This is a genomic window from Stenotrophomonas sp. GD04024 (assembly GCF_029837545.1).
GTDB classification, from domain to species: domain Bacteria; phylum Pseudomonadota; class Gammaproteobacteria; order Xanthomonadales; family Xanthomonadaceae; genus Stenotrophomonas; species Stenotrophomonas forensis.
Genome location: NZ_JAOEDV010000082.1, coordinates 1 through 18,688, shown reverse-complemented (window position 1 = coordinate 18,688; position 18,688 = coordinate 1). Strand labels below are relative to the sequence as shown.

The following is an 18,688-nucleotide window of genomic DNA, read 5'->3' as shown; positions in this document are numbered from 1 at the left end:
TTTCTTGGGCGACGCGTTAGGCTGAGGCATGAACTACATCGTGACGGCTGCGCACCGCAGCGAATTTCCGCACCCGATCACCCTACGCCGCGGCCAGGCGCTGGTGGTGGGCGAGCGTTATGAAGGCCCGGAGGGCTGGGACGACTGGTTCCTTTGCGAAGCCGAGGGACAGCAGCCCGGTTTCGTGCCGGCGCCGGTGATCGGCCGCGATGCGCAGGGTGGCGCTTTTGCCACGGAGGCTTACTGCGCGCGGGAACTGGATGTGGATCCCGGGCAGGTGCTGCGCGGGGAACGCACGCTCAATGGCTGGGCGTGGTGCGTACCGGAAACGGGCGAACCCGGATGGGTGCCGTTGGAGAAGGTGCGCGTCATGGAGTGATCGCGGTAGTTCATTGACGCAGGGCGTAGATGTAACCGGCATTGTAGATCCACGCCGTGCGTGCATTCGGTTCCATGCAAGCATGGCACCCACCCGAGCCACTGAGGTGCCATGCAAGCATGGCACCCACCAGAGCCACGGCAATGCCATGCAAGCATGGTATCCACCAGAGCCGCAGCGGTGCCATGCACGCATGGCACCCGCCCGATCAGGGAGTCAGGCGATGGTTTCCAGGCCGCCCATGTACGGGCGCAGCGCTTCCGGCACGGTGATGCTGCCGTCGGCGTTCTGGTAGTTCTCCATCACCGCGATCATCGCGCGGCCCACCGCCACGCCCGAGCCATTCAGGGTGTGCGCCAGCTCCGGCTTGCCGGTGGCCGGGTTGCGCCAGCGGGCCTGCATGCGGCGGGCCTGGAAATCACCGCAGTTCGAGCACGAGGAAATCTCGCGGTAGGTCTCCTGCGACGGCAGCCAGACTTCCAGGTCGTAGGTCTTGATCGCCGAGAAGCCCATGTCGCCGGTGCACAGCAGCACCTTGCGGTACGGCAGGCCCAGCTTTTCCAGCACCACTTCGGCGCAGCGGGTCATGCGCTGGTGCTCGGCGTCGCTGTCTTCCGGGCGGCTGATCGAGACCAGCTCGACCTTCTCGAACTGGTGCTGGCGGATCATGCCGCGCACGTCGCGGCCACCGCTGCCAGCCTCGGCGCGGAAGCACATCGAATGCGCGGTCATGCGCAGCGGCAGGCGCTCGGCATCCACGATCTCGTCGCGCACGATGTTGGTCAGCGGCACTTCCGAGGTCGGGATCAGGTAACGCGTGGAATCACCCACGGCGGTCTTGAACAGGTCGTCCTCGAACTTCGGCAGCTGGCTGGTGCCACGCAGCGAATCGGCGTTGACAAGCAGCGGTACGTTGGTCTCTTCATAGCCGTGCTCGCCGGTATGCAGGTCGACCATGAACTGGGCCAGCGCACGGTGCAGGCGCGCGATCGGGCCGCGCAGCACGGTGAAGCGCGAGCCGGACAGCTTGGCGGCGGTCTCGCCGTCCAGCCAGCCATTGCGGGCGCCGAGTTCGACGTGATCCAGCACCTTGAAATCGAACTGGCGCGGGGTACCCCAGCGCGCCTGCTCGACGTTGTCGTTCTCGTCGGCCCCGGCCGGCACGTCATCGGCCGGAATATTCGGGATGCCCATCGAGATCGCATCGATCTTCTCGCGCAGCTCGTCCAGCGCCACTTCCGAGGCCTTCAGTTCGTCGGCGAACGCGGCGACCTCGGCCATGATGGCCGAGACGTCCTCGCCCTTGGCCTTGGCCTGGCCGATGGCCTTGGAACGGCTGTTGCGCAGGCTCTGCAGCTCCTGGGTACGCACCTGGATACGCTTGCGATCGGCCTCCAGGGACTCCAGGGCAGACACGTCGAGCTCGAAGCCGCGGCTGGTGCGCAGGCGTTCGGCGAGGTCGGCGGGCTGGTGGCGGAGCAGGGCTGGATCAAGCATGGCAGGTGTCGTGGTGGGTATCAGGGACGGGATTATCGCTTGTTATACGGATTTCTGCCGCCCGGTTCATTCCCGCCGTGGCAGAATCGGGCTATTCCGTACTGGTCCGGTCCATGTCTGCACCCCGCTCGTCGTCCGCCAAGTCGTTCACTGTGCATATCCCGCGCAACGCCCTGAAGATCGCCGGCATCGCGTTCGGCGTGGGCATCCTGCTGTTCGTGCTGGTCTGGCTGACCGGCCGCGACAAGGAATTCTTCCGCGCCGACCCGGCCGCGCAGACCCCGCAGGAAACGGCCCAGGTGGAGCCATTGCCGGAGCCGCTGGCCGCGGCCGCGGGCTCCAGCGACATGCCCGATGCCAAACCGGCCCCGGTGGAGGAAGAAGCCCCGAAGCTGGTCGAAACCGCCCCGCCGCCGCCTGCCCCGGTGGCGGAAGCGGCCCCGGCTGCACCGGGCCCTGCGCCGGCGGCCACCGGCAACAGCCAGCCGATGCCGATTGCCGGCCAGTCGCCGCCGCCTGCCTATCCTGCCGCCGCCCTGCGTGCCGGTGAGACCGGCAGCGTGGTGGTGCGCGTGGATGTGGATGCCACCGGCTATCCGAACAACGCCACGGTGATCCAGCGCAGTGGCTCACGCGAGCTCGACCGTGCCGCCACCGATGCAGTGCGCCGCTGGCGCTTTACTCCGGCGCAGAGCAACGGCCAGGCCGTACCCGGCAGCATTGAAGTGCCGTTCGACTTCAAGACGCAGTAACTGAACGCTTGCCGGCAGGCAAACTGAACCCTGCCGGTTGCGTTGACGCAACGCTGACACTCCTCGTCCATGGCTCGGGCAACACTGCCCACGTCGTCCATTGACGGAAGGAGTTTGCGATGACTGCCACCACCCACGAAGACCTCCATTCGCCGCAGCTGCAGCAGGATTCCAGCGTGCAGCACAGGCCCACATCACCGTGGATGTGGATCGCGCTGATCGTGGCGATGTTCGCGGCCGCCCTGCTGTGGCTGCGTCACTCGAACCAGGAAGATGTGGCGCCGGCACCGGTTGGCGAGCGCATGCTGCCGGCCCCTGAGCAGGCCGCGGTTGCCGATGCTGCGGCGCCTGCCGTGCGCCAGGCCGCACCGGCTTCCAGCCAGCGCAAGGCCGCGCCGGTGGTGCGCAATCGTGAAGCGCGCCCGCTGGCCAGCAACCGCATGCCGACCTACCCCGCCGCTGCACTTCGTAGTGGCGTGCAGGGCAGCGTGATCGCCAGCCTGAATGTCGATACCCGCGGCAATGTCGCCAATGCTGCGATTGTTTCGCGCAGTGGCGAGCGCAGCCGCGACCTGGATCGTGCGGTGCTCAACACCGTGCAGAACTGGAAGTTCCAGCCTGCGGTGCATGACGGCCGCGCAGTAGCAAGCGTGGTGCGGGTTCCGGTGGATTTCCGTACCGAGCAGCGTTGATCGCGGACGAGGGGTTCGTGATGTTTCGACGGAGGCTTCGGCCTCCGTCTTTTTATATGGAAAGGCGTGCCAACCAAGGTTGGCACCTACCGGTTGATGAAGGCGTGCCAACCAAGGTTGGCACCTACCGGTTGATGAAAGCGTGCCAACCAGGGTTGGCACCTACCGGGTTGTGTCGTCCGCCGGACGTGGCCGCTCAGGCCAGGTTGAACCCGGCGCTGCGTGCCAGGCCGTCGAAGTCCGGGAAGGATGTGGCGACGTTGGCGATGTCGTTGATGCGCACTTCGCCATCGCTGATCTGGCCGGCGATGGCGAACGCCATGGCAATGCGGTGGTCGCCGTGGCTTTCGATGGTGCCGCTGCCCAGGCGCGCACCGCCGTGCAAGGTGGCGCCATCTTCGGTTTCGTCCACCTGCATGCCCAGCGCGCGCAGGCCGGTGGCCATCGCAGCCAGACGATCGGATTCCTTGACCCGCAGCTCGGCGGCGCCGCTGACCACGGTCTCGCCCTCGGCGGCGGCAGCGGCCACGAACAGCGCCGGGAACTCATCGATCATGTCCGGCACCAGCGCTTCCGGAATGCGCGCGCCCTTCAGCGGCGCGTAGCGCACCAGCAGATCAGCCACCGGTTCACCGCCCTGCTCGGCCGGGTTCTCTTCGGTGATGTCTGCGCCCATCAGGCGCAGCGCATGCAGCAGGCCGGTGCGGCGCGGGTTCAGGCCGACCTGCTTCAGGCGCAGCTCGGAGCCGGGAATGATGCTGGCCGCCACCAGGTAGAACGCGGCCGAGGAGAAGTCGGCCGGCACCACGATGTCGGTGGCACGCAGGCGCTGGCCACCGCGCAGGCGCGCCTTGCCCGGCGAGAATTCGATGTCCACGCCAAACGCGGACAGCATGCGCTCGGTGTAGTCGCGGGTCGGGTGCGGTTCGGTCACCTGGGTTTCGCCCTGCGCATACAGGCCGGCCAGCAGTACGGCCGACTTGATCTGTGCGCTGGCCACCGGCGAGGCGAAGTCGATGCCGTGCAGCGTCTGGCCGCCATGCACGTGCAGCGGCGGCGTGCCATCGCTCTCGGTATCGATCTTTGCACCCATCTGCGACAGCGGGCCGGTGACGCGGCGCATCGGGCGGCCAGACAGCGATTCATCGCCGATCAGCGTGCAATCAAACGCCTGCCCGGCCAGCAGGCCGGCCAGCAGGCGCATGCCGGTACCGGCGTTGCCGCAGTCCAACGGCGCGTCCGGTGCTTTCAGGCCGTCGAGGCCGACGCCGTGCACGATGCGCTGCGACGGGCTCGGCGTTTCGATGCGCACGCCCAGCTGGCTGAAGATGCGCGCGGTGGCGCGGGTGTCTTCGCCTTCCAGGAAGCCGTCGATATGCGAGGTGCCATCGGCCAGCGCGGCGAACATCACCGAGCGGTGCGAGACCGACTTGTCGCCGGGAATGGTCAGGCTGCCCTGCAGCGGCTGGCCCTTGCGGGCAATCCAGTGTTGCGCGTTGCTCATCGTTCGATCATTCCGTAAACGCCGACAGCGCCGGCGATGCATCAGGGGGCAGCGGCCGCAGCCGCCACAGCAGCACTCAGGGCACGGCCACCGGATAGGAACCCAGCACCTTGATCTGCGCCGAGTGCGCTTCCAGTTCGGCCAGCGCGGCCTGCATCGGCGCGTCGTCGATATGGCCGGCCAGGTCGATGAAGAAGCCGTATTCCCACTTGCCGTGGTGCGACGGGCGCGACTCGATGCGGTTCATGCTGATGCCATGGCGGGCGAACGGGCTGAGCACGTCGAACAGCGCACCGGGCTTGTCATGGATGAACACCAGCACCGAGGTGCGGTCATGGCCGGAGGTCGGGAAGATGTTGCGGCCCACCACCAGGAAGCGGGTGGTGTTGTCGGCGTCGTTCTGGATCGGCTTGGTGACCACCTTCTTCAGGCCGTACACATGGCCGGCGCTCTCGCCACCGATGGCCGCTGCATCGTCGGCGTTGCGCGCACGGCGCGCGCCTTCGGCATTGCTCGACACCGGAATCTTCTCGGCCTTCGGCAGGTTGGCGCGCAGCCAGGCCGAGGTCTGCATGAACGACTGCGGGTGTGCGTAGATGCGCTCGATGTCCTCGATGCGGCCGCTGCGCGACATCAGGTACTGCTGCACGCGCAGTTCCACTTCGCCGCAGATCTTCAGGTTGGAGGTCAGGAACATGTCCAGGGTGATCTGGATGGTGCCCTGCCCCGAATTCTCCACCGGCACCACGCCGAAATCGGCGTTGCCCGCTTCCACTTCCTGGAATACTTCTTCGATGCTCGCCATCGGCAGGCCCAGCGCCGAGCGGCCGAAGTGCTTGAGCACGGCCTGCTGGCTGAAGGTGCCTTCCGGGCCGAGGTAGCCGATCTTCAGCGGCTCCTGCTGGGCCAGGCAGGCCGACATGATCTCGCGATAGACATGCACCAGCAGCTCGTCGCTGAGCGGGCCTTCGTTGCGGTCCACCACCATGCGCAGCACCTGCGCTTCGCGCTCGGGGCGGTAGTAGTCGACGGCGGCGGCGAGCTTGCCCTTGGCCTTGCCCACCTGATGGGCGAAGCGCGCGCGCTCGGCGATCAGGTTCTGGATGTCACGGTCGATCTGGTCGATCTTCGAGCGCACATCGGCCAACGCCAGCGGCGCCAGGGTCGGTGCCGGGTTCGAGGCGGCCTTGGCCTTGCCCTTCGCCCTGGCGGGCGCGCTGCCCTTGGCCGGTTCGGCCTTCTTCGGCGCCTTCTTGCTGGATTTGCTGCTTGCCATCGGAGTTCCTTGTTGCGGGGCACGCACCCGACGGTGCGCGCCGTTCATTGCTCAACCGTGACGCTGCTGGAAATCGGCCATGAAGGCGACCAGCGCCTCGGCCCCGGCCAGCGGCATGGCGTTGTACAGCGAGGCGCGGATGCCCCCGACCACCTTGTGCCCCTTCAGCGCCAGCAGGCCGGCGGCCTTGGCTTCGGCCACGAAGCGGGCATCGAGGTCGGCATCGGGCAGGAAGAACGGGATGTTCATCCGCGAACGCGCCGCATGCGCGACTTCGTTGCGGTAGAAGCCACCGGAGCCGTCGATGGCGCCGTACACCAGGGCGGCCTTGGCGGCGTTGCGCTTGGCGAACTCGGCCACGCCACCTTCGGCCAGCATCCACTTGAACACCAGCCCGGCCAGGTACCAGTTCCAGGTCGGCGGGGTATTGAGCATCGAATCGCGGGCGACGTGCGAGCGGTAATCGAAGATGTCCGCGCGCGGCTGGCCACTGCGTTCAAGCAGGTCACGGCGGATGATCATCACCGCGATGCCGACCGGGCCGAGGTTCTTCTGCGCGCCGGCGTAGATCACGCCGTAGCGGCGCACGTCCAGCGGCTCGCTGGCGATGGACGAACTGAAGTCGGCGATCAACGGGACATTGCCGGTGTCGGGCACATCACGGAACTCGACGCCGTGGATGGTCTCGTTGGCGGTGATGTGCACGTAGGCGGCCTCAGGCGAGAGCTGCCAGTCGGCACGCGGCGGCAGCGTGCGGTAGCCATCGGCCTCGCTGCTGGCGGCAATGTTGACGTCGACGTAGACACCGGCCTGCTTGACCGCGGTCTTGCCCCAGTGGCCGCTGACCACGTAGTCGGCGCGCTGGCCGGGGGCGGCGAAGTTGAGCGGGATCAGCGCCTGCTGGGTGGTGGCGCCACCGGGCAGGAACAGCACCGCATAGTCGTCGGGGATGTCGAGCAGGCGCCGCAGGTCGGCCTCGGCCTCGGCCGCCACGGACATGAACTCCGCGCCGCGATGGCTCATTTCCACGATCGAGGCGCCGGACCCGTGCCAGTCCAGCATTTCCGCCTGCGCCTGGCGCAGGACCGATTCCGGCAAGGTTGCAGGGCCGGCACTGAAGTTGAACGCGCGCGTCATGTCACACCTGTGGGGCAAGACCCGTAGTATGCCGCAGTGCACCAGCCTTGCGGCCTAGTGCGGCAAGGGAAATTTGGTTTCATTGGAATCCATTCGCCGCCAGCATGGTGCCGGTAGCCGCCGACCTTGGTCGGCGTACGCCGTCAGGCGTCAAGCCCGCCGAAGAAGCGTGCCGACCAAGGTCGGCACCCACCAGAGCGGCCCCCGAGGGTTCAGGTCAGCGCGCGCCGAACCAGAGCAGCAGGCTGAGCAGCGCGGCCAGCAGCAGTGCGCTCGCCAGCAGCCACGGCCAGCGCCGCACCTTGCGCGGTGCAGCCGGCAGCACCGACGCCTGCTCGGCATCCTGGCTCGACTCGTCCTCGACCGGCAGCGGTCGCCGACGCGGATCATGCGGTACTTCCAGCACGAAACGGTGCTGGCCATCGAACACCACCTGGTCGCCGGCCTGCAGCCAGCAGTGGCGCACGGCCACGCCGTTGACCCGGGTACCGTCGGCACTGCCCAGGTCGCGAAGCAGTACGCGCTCGCCGTGCACTTCTACGCGGGCGTGCTGCTCGGCGAACGCCGGGTCATCGATGGCGATGTCGGCCTCGCTGCCGCGGCCAATCAGGCGGGCCCGCGACAGATTGAAGCCGCGCCCATGATGGAGGCCACCGACACCGCGCAGCAGGCGCTGCTGTTCGTCGCTGACCTCTTCGTTTTTCGGCGCCGGCGCCTGCAACAGGCTTTCGACCTCACCCTGCAGCACCATCTCCACGCCATCCACATACACTGCGTCGCCTGCACGCAGCAGGGCCATCCGGCGCACCGGCCGGCCGTTCACGTGGATGCCGCGGATACCGTTGCCGACCTGCAGCCAGAGGCCGCGGTCGTCCATGCAGAACTGCGCCAGCAGCAGGGCGCCGTTGCCGGCGTCGCCGAGCCGCACGCTGCCGTTGGCCTGGCGCACGATGCGCTGCACCCCGGGCCGCAGGGGCTGGTCGGGCTGTTGTTGCTGACTGAAGTGAACAAGCAGGTTCTGCACGCGGCGCAGCCTAGCAGGTTGGCCGCCAACGAAGAAGAACCTGCGATGAGTGCTTGGCGCGAAGGCCCTCGATGCGCACAATGCTCGCCCTCATTGATCATCCCCGCCCTGCGCCAGGAGCCTGCATGTCCACCATCGATGTCCGCCACGCCCACGCCCTGCCCGACGCACAGGCGCGCGCGGCAATCGAACAGGTTGCCGCCAAGCTGTCCGAGCGCTTCGGCCTGAAGTCCTCGTGGACCGCCGATGTGCTGAATTTCTCCGGCAGCGGCGTGGACGGCGCGATCGAACTGCAGCCGGGCGCCGTGCGCGTGACCGCCAAGCTGGGCTTCCTGCTGTCGGCGATGAAGGGCATGGTCGAAGGCGAGATCCAGCGCGTGCTGAAGGAAAAGCTGGGCTGAATCCCGACGGCGGCCATCACGGCCGTGCAACGCCAACGCGCGCTACTCTCGGGGCAGGCCCAACTCCCACGGGAAGTGCGATGAACCAGTACGAGAACGACGACCGCCGCAACGACGACGCTTCTTTCGGTGACCAGGCCGAGCGCTTCTCGCGCAAGATCAGCGACTCCGCGCAGCAGGTCTGGCTGGCCGGCCTCGGCGCGCTGGGCCGTGCCCAGGCCGAAGGCAGCCGCTTCTTCGATGGCCTGGTGAAGGAAGGCGAAGCCTGGGAGGCACGCCGCCGTGAACGCAACGGCGAGCAGGGCCCGGGTTGGCGCGACAACGTGGAATCGTCGCTGGACGAAGCCCGCGAAAAGGCCTCCGGCACCTGGAACAAGGTCGAAAAGGCCTTCGACGACCAGGTGCAGGGCGTCCTCAAGCGCCTGCATGTACCCACCGCCGACGAAGTGACGGCGCTGGAAGCCCGCATCGATGCACTGCATGCGCGCCTGGCCAAGCTGGAGAACCGCGCCGCCTCCGGCGCCGACGCTCCCGCCCCGGGCAGCCATCAGTCACCGGACAGCGTGCCCTGACCGCCATTGTTGCAATGCAATAAATTTTGATTGACAATCGCGAGCAACCCGCCAATCGCTTCGGCTGCCGTTTGTTCCCTCCCCTCACGGCTTCAGGATTGGCGGGTTTTTCGTGTCCGTCGTATGCCGAATCTGCGTGCGCCGTCACATTTCCTGTCAGGAACCTCCTGACCCAGCGGCGCGATACGACCTTTACACTGTCGTCTTCCGCACTCGCCCCCTCCGCGCACCTCCTGCATGCTCCCCTGGATCCTGGCCCTGCTGTCGGCCCTGTTTAGCTGTTCCCTTGCCGTTGTCTATCTGTGGTGGATCAAGCGGCGGCAGAAGGAGATGCAACTCGGCCTGCAGGCCCTGGCCGGCATGCACTGGCGCGAATTCTCGGTACTGGTCAAGCGCATGCTGCGCGAGCAGCGTGGCCTGCGCGAACTGAATGACCCTTCCGAGGAATCCCGCGAGCCGAGCAGTGATTTCCTGCTCAGCGACGGCCCGAACCAGTGGCTGGTGTCATGCAAGCACGGCCTGGCCTACCGCATCGGCACCGCCGCGGTGAATGAACTGGGCGCGGCTGCACGCCTGGCCGGCGCCAGGGGCGGTGTACTGCTGACCGAGGGCCGGATCGAACGCGATGGCCGCAGTGCTGCGGAAAAGCAGGCGGTTGAAGTGCTGGACGGCCCACGCCTGTGGCCACTGCTGCAACCCTACCTGCCGGGCGACATCGAAGCGCGCGTGCGCGCCAGCGCCAGGCATGAGGCGCTGCGCCGGATCGCCATAGCCGCACTGGGCTCGGTCACGCTCGGGTTGCTGGTCGGCCTGGGCCTGCAGGGGCTGCACATGGAAGAGGCCAGGCCTGTTGCAGCTGCACCGATGGCGGCGGCGCCTGCGGTCGCACCCGCAACCGAGCCGGCCCCGGCTGCGGCAGCACCGGCCACTGCACCGACCCCCTCGGATACTGACGCGCGCCGCAATCCGAACCCGGATGCGGCCACCCTGGATCGCTACCAGGCCGAGCTGGCCCGTGCGCTGGCCGGCAAGCCCGGCATTGCCAGCGGCGTGTGGCTGACCCGGCAGACCCTGGCGATCAACCGCACCGGTGAACTGGACGCGGTGTGGCCACGGGTCTGCGAGGAAGTGCTGCACTACCCCGCGCTGCGCAACGTGCGCATCCAGCTCAATGCCCGCCCCGGCGTGGATGAGCCGGTGCGCTGGCGACAGTGCGCTACGTATTGATGGGCGAATCCGGCAGATCCACGCCATGCGTGGATGCCACCTGCAGAGTCGAGCCACGCTCGACTCATCGCGCGTCGCGCAACAGCAGCCGAGCATGGCTCGGCTCTACATCGCGCCTGCTCAGCCCAATGCAGCCAGATGGGCGATGTAGCTGGAACGCGATTCACCCGCCGCTCTTGCCTGCGCATCCAGTCTCGCCAGGATCCGGCGTGGCAGGCTGATGTTGACCCGCTCGATGGTGTCGTCCAGCAGCGCCGGGTCAATGCAGATGTAGGCAAGAATCCAGCGGGTGTCCCTTGATGCCTCGGCGGCGATCTTCTGGGGTGCGGAAGGTGTCGGAATCGAGCGCCCGTCATCCAGGGCCGCGTCGATCCAGGCAAGCGCAGCCTCTTCCGCAGCGCTGAGCGCATCATCAAGCGTGTCGGCCGCCGAGAAGCACCCGGGCAGATCCGGAACGACGACGCCCCACGCGGTACGTTCATCGCCTGCCTCGATCAAGACTGGATAGCGCATGGGACCTCCTACGTCAGCCCTGCGAGCTTCCGCAACGCCAGCACCAGCCCCTTTCCCAGATCCTTCCTTGGATGAGGCACGGTGATGATGTGAGGGCACTGCGGGTGCACGAATACATGATGGGATCCGCGAATCCGCCGACAGGTCCAACCTGCCGCTTCCAGATCCCGGATGAGCTCCCTGCTCTTCATGCAGGGACGATACACATCGTACACACGCCCCGACAGAGTTCAAGGCGACAGACGTTCCGCACCAGTAGATCCACGCCATGCGTGGATGGCCCCCTAGCGCGCCCCAGGCGCAAAGCGCGCCACCAGATCCCAGGCGTCGCCCAGGAACACCTGCCGCACGCGGGTGATCGGCTGTTCACCGCGCCAGGTCAGGCGCTCGATCACCAGGCAGGCGGTGCCGGGCTTCACGTCCAGCAGCTTGGCCGTGGCGCTGTCCGCGCCCCAGGCACTGATGCGGTGCTGGGCCCGGGTCCATGACACGTTCTGCAGCAGCCAGCTGCCCGGCGCTGTGGTGTTGAAATCGACCTCCAGCACCTCGGGCACGCCCACCGGACTGATCAAGCGGTGTTCCAGCGCCAGCGGGCGACCATCGGCCAGGTGCAGGCAGCGCATCGCCAGCAGCTTCTGCTGCCCGGCCAGCTCCACTTCACCGGCATTGCCGGCGTCGGCCAGGCGCTGTTCGCGTTGCAGCAGGCGGTAGCCATACTGATGGCCGCGCGAGCCGACCTCCATCGCGATATCGGGGATCTCCAGCGCCACCTGCTCCAGGTGCGGCGGCTGCCGCGCCACGAACGAGCCGGCGCGACGGCGGCGCTCGATCATGCCGCTCTCGGCCAATGCGGTCAGCACCTTGTTCACCGTCATCCGCGAGCAATCGTACTGCTCCATCAGCTCGTGCTCGTACGGAATACGGAAGCCCGGCGCCCACTCTCCGCTGAGGATGCGGCTTTCCAGATCGCTGCGGATACGCTGGTTGAGCGTGGCGGACTTGCTGGCCTTCACGTAATGGGGTCTCGGTGGCGGGAGGCGATCAGGCCAGCACGCCCTTCAGGGCGGCGGCGAAGGCGCTGGTGATCGCCTCGCGCTGCAGGTGGCGGCCGTCGGCCACGCACTGGCGGCCATGGCGCCAGACCGATCGCAGCGCGCCATTACGTGCGGCGAACACCCAGCTGTCAAGCCATGCGTCGTCCTGTCGCGCCTGCAGCGCGGGATGCGCAGCGTCAAGTTCAACCAGGTCGGCACTGGCACCGACCTGCAGTCCGGCGGCCACGCCCAGCGCCTGCGCACCGCCGTGCAGTGCGCCCTCGAACAGGAAGCGACCGGTGCTGCGGGTGGCATCCGGGGCCAGCACATTGCGCCCGCGCAGGGTCAGGCGCTGGCCGTACTCGAGCAGGCGCAGTTCTTCGGCAGCATCGATCAGCACGTTGGAATCGGAACCGACACCGAAGCGCCCGCCTTCGCGTGCAAACGCCTGCATCGGGAACAGGCCGTCGCCCAGGTTTGCCTCGGTGATCGGGCACAGGCCGGCCACGGCCTGGCTGGCCACGATGGCTGCGCGCTCGTCATCGGTGATGTGGGTGGCATGCACCAGGCACCAGCGCGCATCCACCGGCGCATGGTTGAACAGCCACTGCACCGGGCGCTGGCCGCTCCAGGCCAGGCAGGCCTCGACTTCGCGCACCTGCTCGGCGATGTGGATATGCACCGGGCCTTCGGTGAGCGGCAACAATGCACCCAGTTCCTCGCCCGTGACTGCACGCAGACTGTGCGGCGCGATGCCGAGCACCGCATCGGGCAGCGTGGCCAATGCTGGCTTGGCGGCCTCCAACAGCTGCGCGAAGCCGTCCACATCGTGGATCAAGCGACGCTGCGCGGGATTCGGCGCCGCACCGCCAAAATCGGCATGGGCATAGAACACCGGCAACAGGGTCAGGCCGATGCCGGTCTGATCGGCCGCCGCCGCAATCCGCGCACTCATCTCGGCACGGTTGGCATACGGGCGGCCGTCGGCGTCGTGGTGCAGATAGTGGAATTCGCCAACGCGGGTGAAACCACTTTCCAGCATTTCCATATAGGCCTGGGCGGCGATGGCCTGCACCGCGTCCGGGCGCAGGTGGGCCAGGAAGCGGTACATCAGCTCGCGCCAGCTCCAGAAACTGTCGCCGTCACCGCCGCCGATCTCGGTCAGGCCGGCCATGCCGCGCTGGAACGCGTGGCTGTGCAGGTTGGGCAGGCCCGGCACCAGGATGCCGACCCGAGTATCGCCCGGCTGCACATCCTGCCCCGTGCGGATGTCCGTGATGCGGCCGTCCTGCACCTGCAGCTGGACATCGCGGGCCCAGCCTCCGGCCAGCAGGGCGTGGGCGGCATGGAATCTGTGGGGGGAACGCGAATCGGACATGGCTGGACAACCCGAAATGGACGCCTATATTGTATAGACATATAAGCACAGCCGCGTTGTGGATGCCATGCACGTCGATACTCTCTGGTCCAACGTCCACCTGATCACCCTCGACGGCGACGGCCTGGGCGTCATCCGCGATGGCGTGCTGGCCTGCGCCGACGGGCGCATCGTCCATGTCGGCAGCGCCGGCAGCGATGCCCACCTGCAACCGACCACCCGCATCGACGGCGAAGGCCGCTGGATCTCGCCGGGACTGATCGACTGCCACACCCATCTGGTCTACGCCGGCAACCGCGCCAACGAGTTCGAGCAGCGCCTGCAGGGCGTCAGCTATGCGGAGATCGCCTGTGCCGGTGGCGGCATCGTCTCCACCGTGCGTGCCACCCGCGCCGCCACGCCGGAACAGCTGGCCCACGAAAGCCGCCCGCGCCTGCTGGCGATGCGCGCCGAAGGCGTGACCACGATCGAGATCAAATCCGGCTACGGCCTGACCCTGCCCGACGAACGCAAGCAGCTGCAGGTGGCGCGTGCACTGGGCGAGGAATGCCGGGTCAACGTGGTGACCACCTTCCTCGGCGCGCATGCCATTCCGCCGGGCCGCGAGGCCCAGGAGTACACCGACGAGGTGTGCAACGTGATGATTCCGGCCATCGCCGCCGAAGGCCTGGCCGAAGCAGTGGACGTGTTCTGCGAGAACATCGCCTTCTCGCCCGCACAGGCGCGGCAGGTGTTCGAGGCGGCACGTACCCACGGGCTGGCAGTGAAGATCCATGCCGAGCAGCTGAGCAACCAGCATGGCGCCGAACTGGCGGCCGGCTTCGGTGCACTCTCGGCCGACCATATCGAACACCTCGATGACGCCGGCATCGCGGCAATGGCCGCCGCCGGCACGGTCGCCGTGCTGCTACCCGGCGCCTTCTATTTCACCCGCGATACCACCCTGCCGCCGATCGCGGCGCTGCGTGCGGCCGGGGTGCCGCTGGCGCTGGCCACCGACAGCAACCCGGGCACCTCGCCCCTGACCAGCCCGCTGCTGGCGATGAACATGGGCGCCACCCTGTTCCGCCTGACCGTGGACGAGTGCATCGCCGGCTTCACCCGTGAAGCGGCGCGTGCACTGGGCCATGGCGACCGTATCGGCCGACTGGCCGTGGGCATGGACTGCGACCTGGCGATCTGGGACATCGACGCCCCCGCCGACCTGGTCTATCGCATTGGATTCAACCCGCTGCACGCGCGCGTGGTGCGCGGACAGCCCGACCTGCCTGCCTCCTGGAGCAACACATGAGCAACACCCTGGTTCTTCGCCCCGGCCACGTCACTCTCGCCCAGTGGCGGCAGGTCTATCGCGGTTCACCGCTGGCACTGGACCCGGCCGCGCTGCCGGTGGTGCGTGCCAGTGCCGCGGCCGTGGCCGCCATCGTCGCCAAGGGCGCGCCGGTCTATGGCATCAACACCGGCTTCGGCAAGCTGGCCAGCGTGCGCATCGAGCGCGAGGACCTGGCCACCCTGCAGCGGAACATCGTGCTCTCACATGCTGCCGGTGTGGGCGAGCCGATGCCGGCCAGCGTGGTGCGCCTGATGATGGCGCTGAAGCTGGTCAGCCTGGCGCAGGGTGCTTCGGGCATCCGCGAGGACACCCTGCTGCTGCTGGAAGCGATGCTGGTCAAGGGCGTGCTGCCGGTGGTGCCGGCACAGGGCTCGGTGGGTGCTTCGGGCGACCTGGCACCGCTCTCGCACCTGGCCAGCGTGATGCTGGGCGTGGGCGAAGCCTTCATCGGCGACGAACGCCTGCCGGCCGTCGATGCTCTGGCACGCGCCGGTCTGCAGCCGATTGAACTGGGCGCGAAGGAAGGCCTGGCGCTGCTCAACGGCACCCAGTTCTCCACCGCCTATGCGTTGGCCGGCCTGTTCGAGATCGAGACCGTGTTCCAGGCGGCGCTGGTGACCGGCGCACTGTCGGTGGAAGCGGCCAAGGGCTCCGATACGCCGTTCGATCCGCGCATCCACGCCATCCGTGGCCAGCGCGGGCAGATCGCCACCGCGGCCACGCTGCGAACGCTGATGCAGGGCTCGGACATCCGCGAATCGCACCGTGACAACGACGTGCGCGTGCAGGACCCGTACTGCCTGCGCTGCCAGCCGCAGGTGATGGGCGCCGCGCTGGACATCCTGCGCCAGGCCGCGACCACGCTGGAAATCGAAGCCAACGGCGTGTCCGACAATCCGCTGGTGTTCACCGATACCGGCGAAGCCCTTTCCGGTGGCAACTTCCACGCCGAGCCGGTCGCCTTTGCCGCCGACATGCTGGCGATGGCGGTGTGCGAGATCGGCTCGATCAGCGAGCGCCGCCTGGCGATGCTGGTGGACCCGGCGCTGTCCGGCCTGCCGGCGTTCCTGACCCCGCGCCCGGGCCTCAACTCGGGCTTCATGATTCCGCAGGTGACCGCCGCCGCGCTGGTCTCGGAAAACAAGCAGCGCGCCTACCCGGCCAGCGTTGACTCGATCCCGACTTCGGCCAACCAGGAAGACCATGTGTCGATGGCCGCGCACGGCGCCCGCCGCCTGATGCAGATGGCCGAGAACGCGGCCAACGTGATCGGCATCGAGCTGCTGGCCGCCGCGCAGGGCTGCGACTTCCACGCCCCGCTGCGCTCCAGCACCGCGCTGGAAAGCGTGCGCGCCACCCTGCGCGCACAGGTGCCGACGCTGGAAGAAGATCGCTACTTCCACCCGGACATGGTGACCGCCACCAACCTGGTGCGCAGCGGCGCGCTGGCGCAGGGCCTGAGCGATCTGTTGCCGACCGTGGAACCGCAGGCATGAATGCCCATCCCGAATGGCTGACCGTGCACGAGGGCGACGCCCCCCTCATCGTCAGCTTCCCGCATACCGGCAGCGAGCTGCCGCATGACCTGATCGGCCACTACCACTCGCCGTGGTTGGCACGCCGCGATGCCGACTGGTGGGTGCACGAGTTGTACGACTTCGTGCGCGGCATGGGCGCGACCACGGTGCGCTCGGCGATCTCGCGCTCGGTGATCGACCTCAACCGCGATCCCAGCGGTGTCTCGCTGTACCCGGGCCAGAACACCACCGGGCTGTGCCCGCTGACCACCTTCGACAACCAGCCGCTGTACCACGCCGGGCGCGAACCGGATGACGCGGAAATCGCGCGCCGCCGCGACACGTATTTCCTGCCCTACCACGATGCGCTGGCCGCGCAGATCACCCGCCTGCGGGCACGCCACGGCACCGTGGTGGTGTACGACGCGCACTCGATCCGCTCGCACATTCCACACCTGTTCGACGGCGAACTGCCGCAGTTCAACCTGGGCACCGCCGGCCCCTCCGGTGCGCCGGACACGTCCTGCGACAACGCGCTGAGCGATGTGGTGGAGAACCTGCTGAAGATCAGTGGCATGAGCCAGGTGCGCAACGGCCGCTTCAAGGGCGGCTGGATCACACGCCACTACAGCAACGTCGCCGGCGGCGTGCACAGCCTGCAGATGGAACTGGCCTGCCGCGGCTACATGCACGAGCCGCTGCCCGACCAGGTGGACGAACACAGCTGGCCCACCCCGCTCGACCCCGACCACGCCGCACCGCTGCGCCACACCCTGGCGCAGGTGCTCAACGCCTGCCTTGAATTCGCTACGAACCGGAGCGCCGCATGACCCGCAACGACCCGTCCCGCACCATTGCCGCGCCGACCGGCACCACGCTGAACGCCAAAAGCTGGCTGACCGAAGCGCCGCTGCGCATGCTGATGAACAACCTGCACCCGGACGTGGCCGAACGGCCGCAGGAACTGGTGGTGTACGGCGGCATCGGCCGCGCCGCGCGCGATTGGGAGAGCTTCGATGCGATCGTCGAAACGCTCAAGCGCCTGGACGACGACCAGACCCTGCTGGTGCAGTCAGGCAAGCCGGTGGGCGTGTTCCGCACCCACGCCGACGCACCGCGCGTGCTGATCGCCAATTCCAACCTGGTGCCGCGCTGGGCCAACTGGGACCACTTCAACGAGCTGGATAAGAAGGGCTTGGCCATGTACGGCCAGATGACCGCCGGCAGCTGGATCTACATCGGCGCGCAGGGCATCGTGCAGGGTACCTACGAGACCTTCGTGGAAATGGGCCGCCAGCACTTCGGTGGCGACCTGACCGGCAAGTGGCTGTTCACCGGCGGCCTGGGCGGCATGGGTGGCGCACAACCGCTGGCCGCGGTGATGGCCGGCGCCTCGTGCCTGGCGGTGGAATGCCGCAAGAGCAGCATCGACATGCGCCTGCGCACCGGCTATCTGGATACGTGGACCGACAACCTGGACGAAGCGCTGCGCCTGATCGACGAATCGTGCAAGGCCGGTACACCGAAGTCGGTGGGCCTGTTGGGCAACGTCGCCGATGTGTTGGCCGAACTGCTCAAGCGCGGCGTGAAGCCGGACCTGCTGACCGACCAGACCTCCGCGCACGACCCGGTGAACGGCTACCTGCCGCAGGGCTGGACGGTCGAGCAGTGGGACGACAAGCGCGTATCCGCTCCCAAGGAAGTGGAGAAGGCTGCACGCGCGTCGATGGCCAACCACATTCGCGCCATGCTCGGCTTCCACGCGCTGGGCGTGCCGACCGTGGACTACGGCAACAACCTGCGGCAGATGGCGCTGGAAGAAGGCGTGGAGAACGCGTTCGACTTCCCCGGTTTCGTGCCGGCCTACATCCGTCCGCTGTTCTGCCGCGGGATCGGCCCATTCCGCTGGGCGGCACTGAGCGGCGACCCGGAAGACATCGCCAAGACCGATGCCAAGGTGAAGGAATTGATTCCGGACAACCCGCACCTGCATCGCTGGCTGGACATGGCCGCCGAGAAGATCAAGTTCCAGGGCCTGCCGGCGCGCATCTGCTGGGTCGGCCTGGGCGACCGTGATCGCCTCGGCCTGGCCTTCAACGAGATGGTCGCCAACGGCGAACTGAAGGCGCCGGTGGTGATCGGCCGTGACCACCTGGACAGCGGCAGCGTGGCATCGCCGAACCGCGAAACCGAAGCCATGGCCGACGGCTCCGATGCAGTGTCCGACTGGCCGCTGCTGAACGCCCTGCTCAATACCGCCAGCGGCGCCACCTGGGTGTCGCTGCACCACGGCGGCGGCGTCGGCATGGGCTTCTCGCAGCACGCCGGCATGGTGATTGTCTGCGACGGTACCGAGGCCGCCGCCAAGCGCATCGGCCGCGTGCTGTGGAACGACCCGGCCACCGGCGTGATGCGCCACGCCGATGCCGGCTATGACATCGCGATCGACTGC

19 protein-coding genes are annotated in these 18,688 nt (G+C 67.7%); 10 read left to right on the top strand and 9 right to left on the bottom strand.

The annotated features are described in order from the left end of the window. Nucleotides 1-28: 28 nt before the first annotated feature. Nucleotides 29-379 carry a ligand-binding protein SH3 gene (locus N7590_RS18745; protein WP_279935785.1) on the top strand — a complete coding sequence of 117 codons (351 nt, stop codon included), beginning with the start codon at nt 29-31 and terminating at the stop codon, nt 377-379. A gap of 216 nt (nt 380-595) precedes the next feature. Here N7590_RS18745 and serS read toward each other — a convergent pair whose 3' ends face one another. Then, nucleotides 596-1,876, bottom strand: a complete 1,281-nt coding sequence (serS, locus tag N7590_RS18740) for a serine--tRNA ligase (protein WP_049458692.1) — start codon at nt 1,874-1,876, stop codon at nt 596-598. A 113-nt stretch (nt 1,877-1,989) separates the two neighbouring features. On the opposite strand from serS, the gene N7590_RS18735 reads away from it, so the two are divergent. Both N7590_RS18735 and N7590_RS18730 read left to right on the top strand, forming a co-directional pair. After that, nucleotides 1,990-2,628: an energy transducer TonB gene (locus N7590_RS18735; protein WP_040009559.1), complete on the top strand. Its 639-nt coding sequence runs from the start codon at nt 1,990-1,992 to the stop codon at nt 2,626-2,628. Between the two features lie 119 nt (nt 2,629-2,747). Next, the gene (locus N7590_RS18730) at nt 2,748-3,320 is read left to right on the top strand and encodes an energy transducer TonB (protein WP_053510340.1); all 573 of its coding nucleotides are present in this window, start codon (nt 2,748-2,750) and stop codon (nt 3,318-3,320) included. Nucleotides 3,321-3,516: 196 nt separating this feature from the next. Here N7590_RS18730 and aroA read toward each other — a convergent pair whose 3' ends face one another. From aroA to N7590_RS18710, 4 genes are all read right to left on the bottom strand, one after another. Further along, nucleotides 3,517-4,824, bottom strand: a complete 1,308-nt coding sequence (gene aroA / locus N7590_RS18725; protein WP_164240978.1) for a 3-phosphoshikimate 1-carboxyvinyltransferase — start codon at nt 4,822-4,824, stop codon at nt 3,517-3,519. A gap of 76 nt (nt 4,825-4,900) precedes the next feature. Further along, complete coding sequence (pheA, locus tag N7590_RS18720) at nt 4,901-6,100, bottom strand: prephenate dehydratase (RefSeq protein ID WP_053511547.1); 1,200 nt, start codon at nt 6,098-6,100, stop codon at nt 4,901-4,903. 51 nt (nt 6,101-6,151) lie between these two features. Further along, complete coding sequence (gene serC, locus N7590_RS18715; protein ID WP_053511548.1) at nt 6,152-7,237, bottom strand: 3-phosphoserine/phosphohydroxythreonine transaminase; 1,086 nt, start codon at nt 7,235-7,237, stop codon at nt 6,152-6,154. Between the two features lie 217 nt (nt 7,238-7,454). Next, complete coding sequence (locus N7590_RS18710; protein WP_053511549.1) at nt 7,455-8,261, bottom strand: FHA domain-containing protein; 807 nt, start codon at nt 8,259-8,261, stop codon at nt 7,455-7,457. 125 nt (nt 8,262-8,386) lie between these two features. On the opposite strand from N7590_RS18710, the gene N7590_RS18705 reads away from it, so the two are divergent. The 3 genes from N7590_RS18705 (at nt 8,387) to N7590_RS18695 (ending at nt 10,461) form a co-directional block, all read left to right on the top strand. Beyond that, the gene (locus N7590_RS18705; protein WP_005417302.1) at nt 8,387-8,662 is read left to right on the top strand and encodes a polyhydroxyalkanoic acid system family protein; all 276 of its coding nucleotides are present in this window, start codon (nt 8,387-8,389) and stop codon (nt 8,660-8,662) included. Between the two features lie 80 nt (nt 8,663-8,742). Then, nucleotides 8,743-9,234, top strand: coding sequence for a phasin family protein (locus N7590_RS18700; protein WP_164240977.1), 492 nt, complete (start codon nt 8,743-8,745; stop codon nt 9,232-9,234). A gap of 237 nt (nt 9,235-9,471) precedes the next feature. Continuing rightward, on the top strand, nt 9,472-10,461 hold the full coding sequence (locus tag N7590_RS18695; protein ID WP_053511551.1) for a restriction endonuclease: 990 nt from the start codon (nt 9,472-9,474) through the stop codon (nt 10,459-10,461). Between the two features lie 120 nt (nt 10,462-10,581). On the opposite strand, the gene N7590_RS18690 is transcribed toward N7590_RS18695, so the two are convergent. From N7590_RS18690 to N7590_RS18675, 4 genes are all read right to left on the bottom strand, one after another. Beyond that, nucleotides 10,582-10,974 carry a type II toxin-antitoxin system HicB family antitoxin gene (locus N7590_RS18690; RefSeq protein WP_053450183.1) on the bottom strand — a complete coding sequence of 131 codons (393 nt, stop codon included), beginning with the start codon at nt 10,972-10,974 and terminating at the stop codon, nt 10,582-10,584. An 8-nt stretch (nt 10,975-10,982) separates the two neighbouring features. Then, nucleotides 10,983-11,165 carry a type II toxin-antitoxin system HicA family toxin gene (locus N7590_RS18685; RefSeq protein ID WP_080375008.1) on the bottom strand — a complete coding sequence of 61 codons (183 nt, stop codon included), beginning with the start codon at nt 11,163-11,165 and terminating at the stop codon, nt 10,983-10,985. Between the two features lie 93 nt (nt 11,166-11,258). Next, nucleotides 11,259-11,987, bottom strand: coding sequence for a histidine utilization repressor (gene hutC / locus N7590_RS18680; RefSeq protein ID WP_164240976.1), 729 nt, complete (start codon nt 11,985-11,987; stop codon nt 11,259-11,261). A 28-nt stretch (nt 11,988-12,015) separates the two neighbouring features. Continuing rightward, nucleotides 12,016-13,386, bottom strand: a complete 1,371-nt coding sequence (locus tag N7590_RS18675; protein WP_164240975.1) for a formimidoylglutamate deiminase — start codon at nt 13,384-13,386, stop codon at nt 12,016-12,018. Between the two features lie 67 nt (nt 13,387-13,453). Between N7590_RS18675 and hutI the strand changes: the two genes are divergently transcribed. The 4 genes from hutI to hutU form a co-directional block, all read left to right on the top strand. Beyond that, a complete protein-coding gene (gene hutI, locus N7590_RS18670) occupies nt 13,454-14,677 on the top strand; it encodes an imidazolonepropionase (RefSeq protein WP_164240974.1) in 1,224 nt (407 codons plus the stop codon). After that, nucleotides 14,674-16,215, top strand: a complete 1,542-nt coding sequence (gene hutH / locus N7590_RS18665) for a histidine ammonia-lyase (RefSeq protein WP_164240973.1) — start codon at nt 14,674-14,676, stop codon at nt 16,213-16,215. The genes hutI and hutH overlap by 4 nt, the downstream gene beginning before the upstream one ends. Continuing rightward, nucleotides 16,212-17,066, top strand: coding sequence for an N-formylglutamate deformylase (gene hutG, locus N7590_RS18660; RefSeq protein WP_053450187.1), 855 nt, complete (start codon nt 16,212-16,214; stop codon nt 17,064-17,066). Before hutH ends, hutG begins: the two co-directional genes overlap by 4 nt. Continuing rightward, nucleotides 17,063-18,688: urocanate hydratase (gene hutU / locus N7590_RS18655; RefSeq protein WP_279935784.1), on the top strand; the 1,626-nt coding region annotated here is incomplete at its 3' end. The genes hutG and hutU, both read left to right, overlap by 4 nt.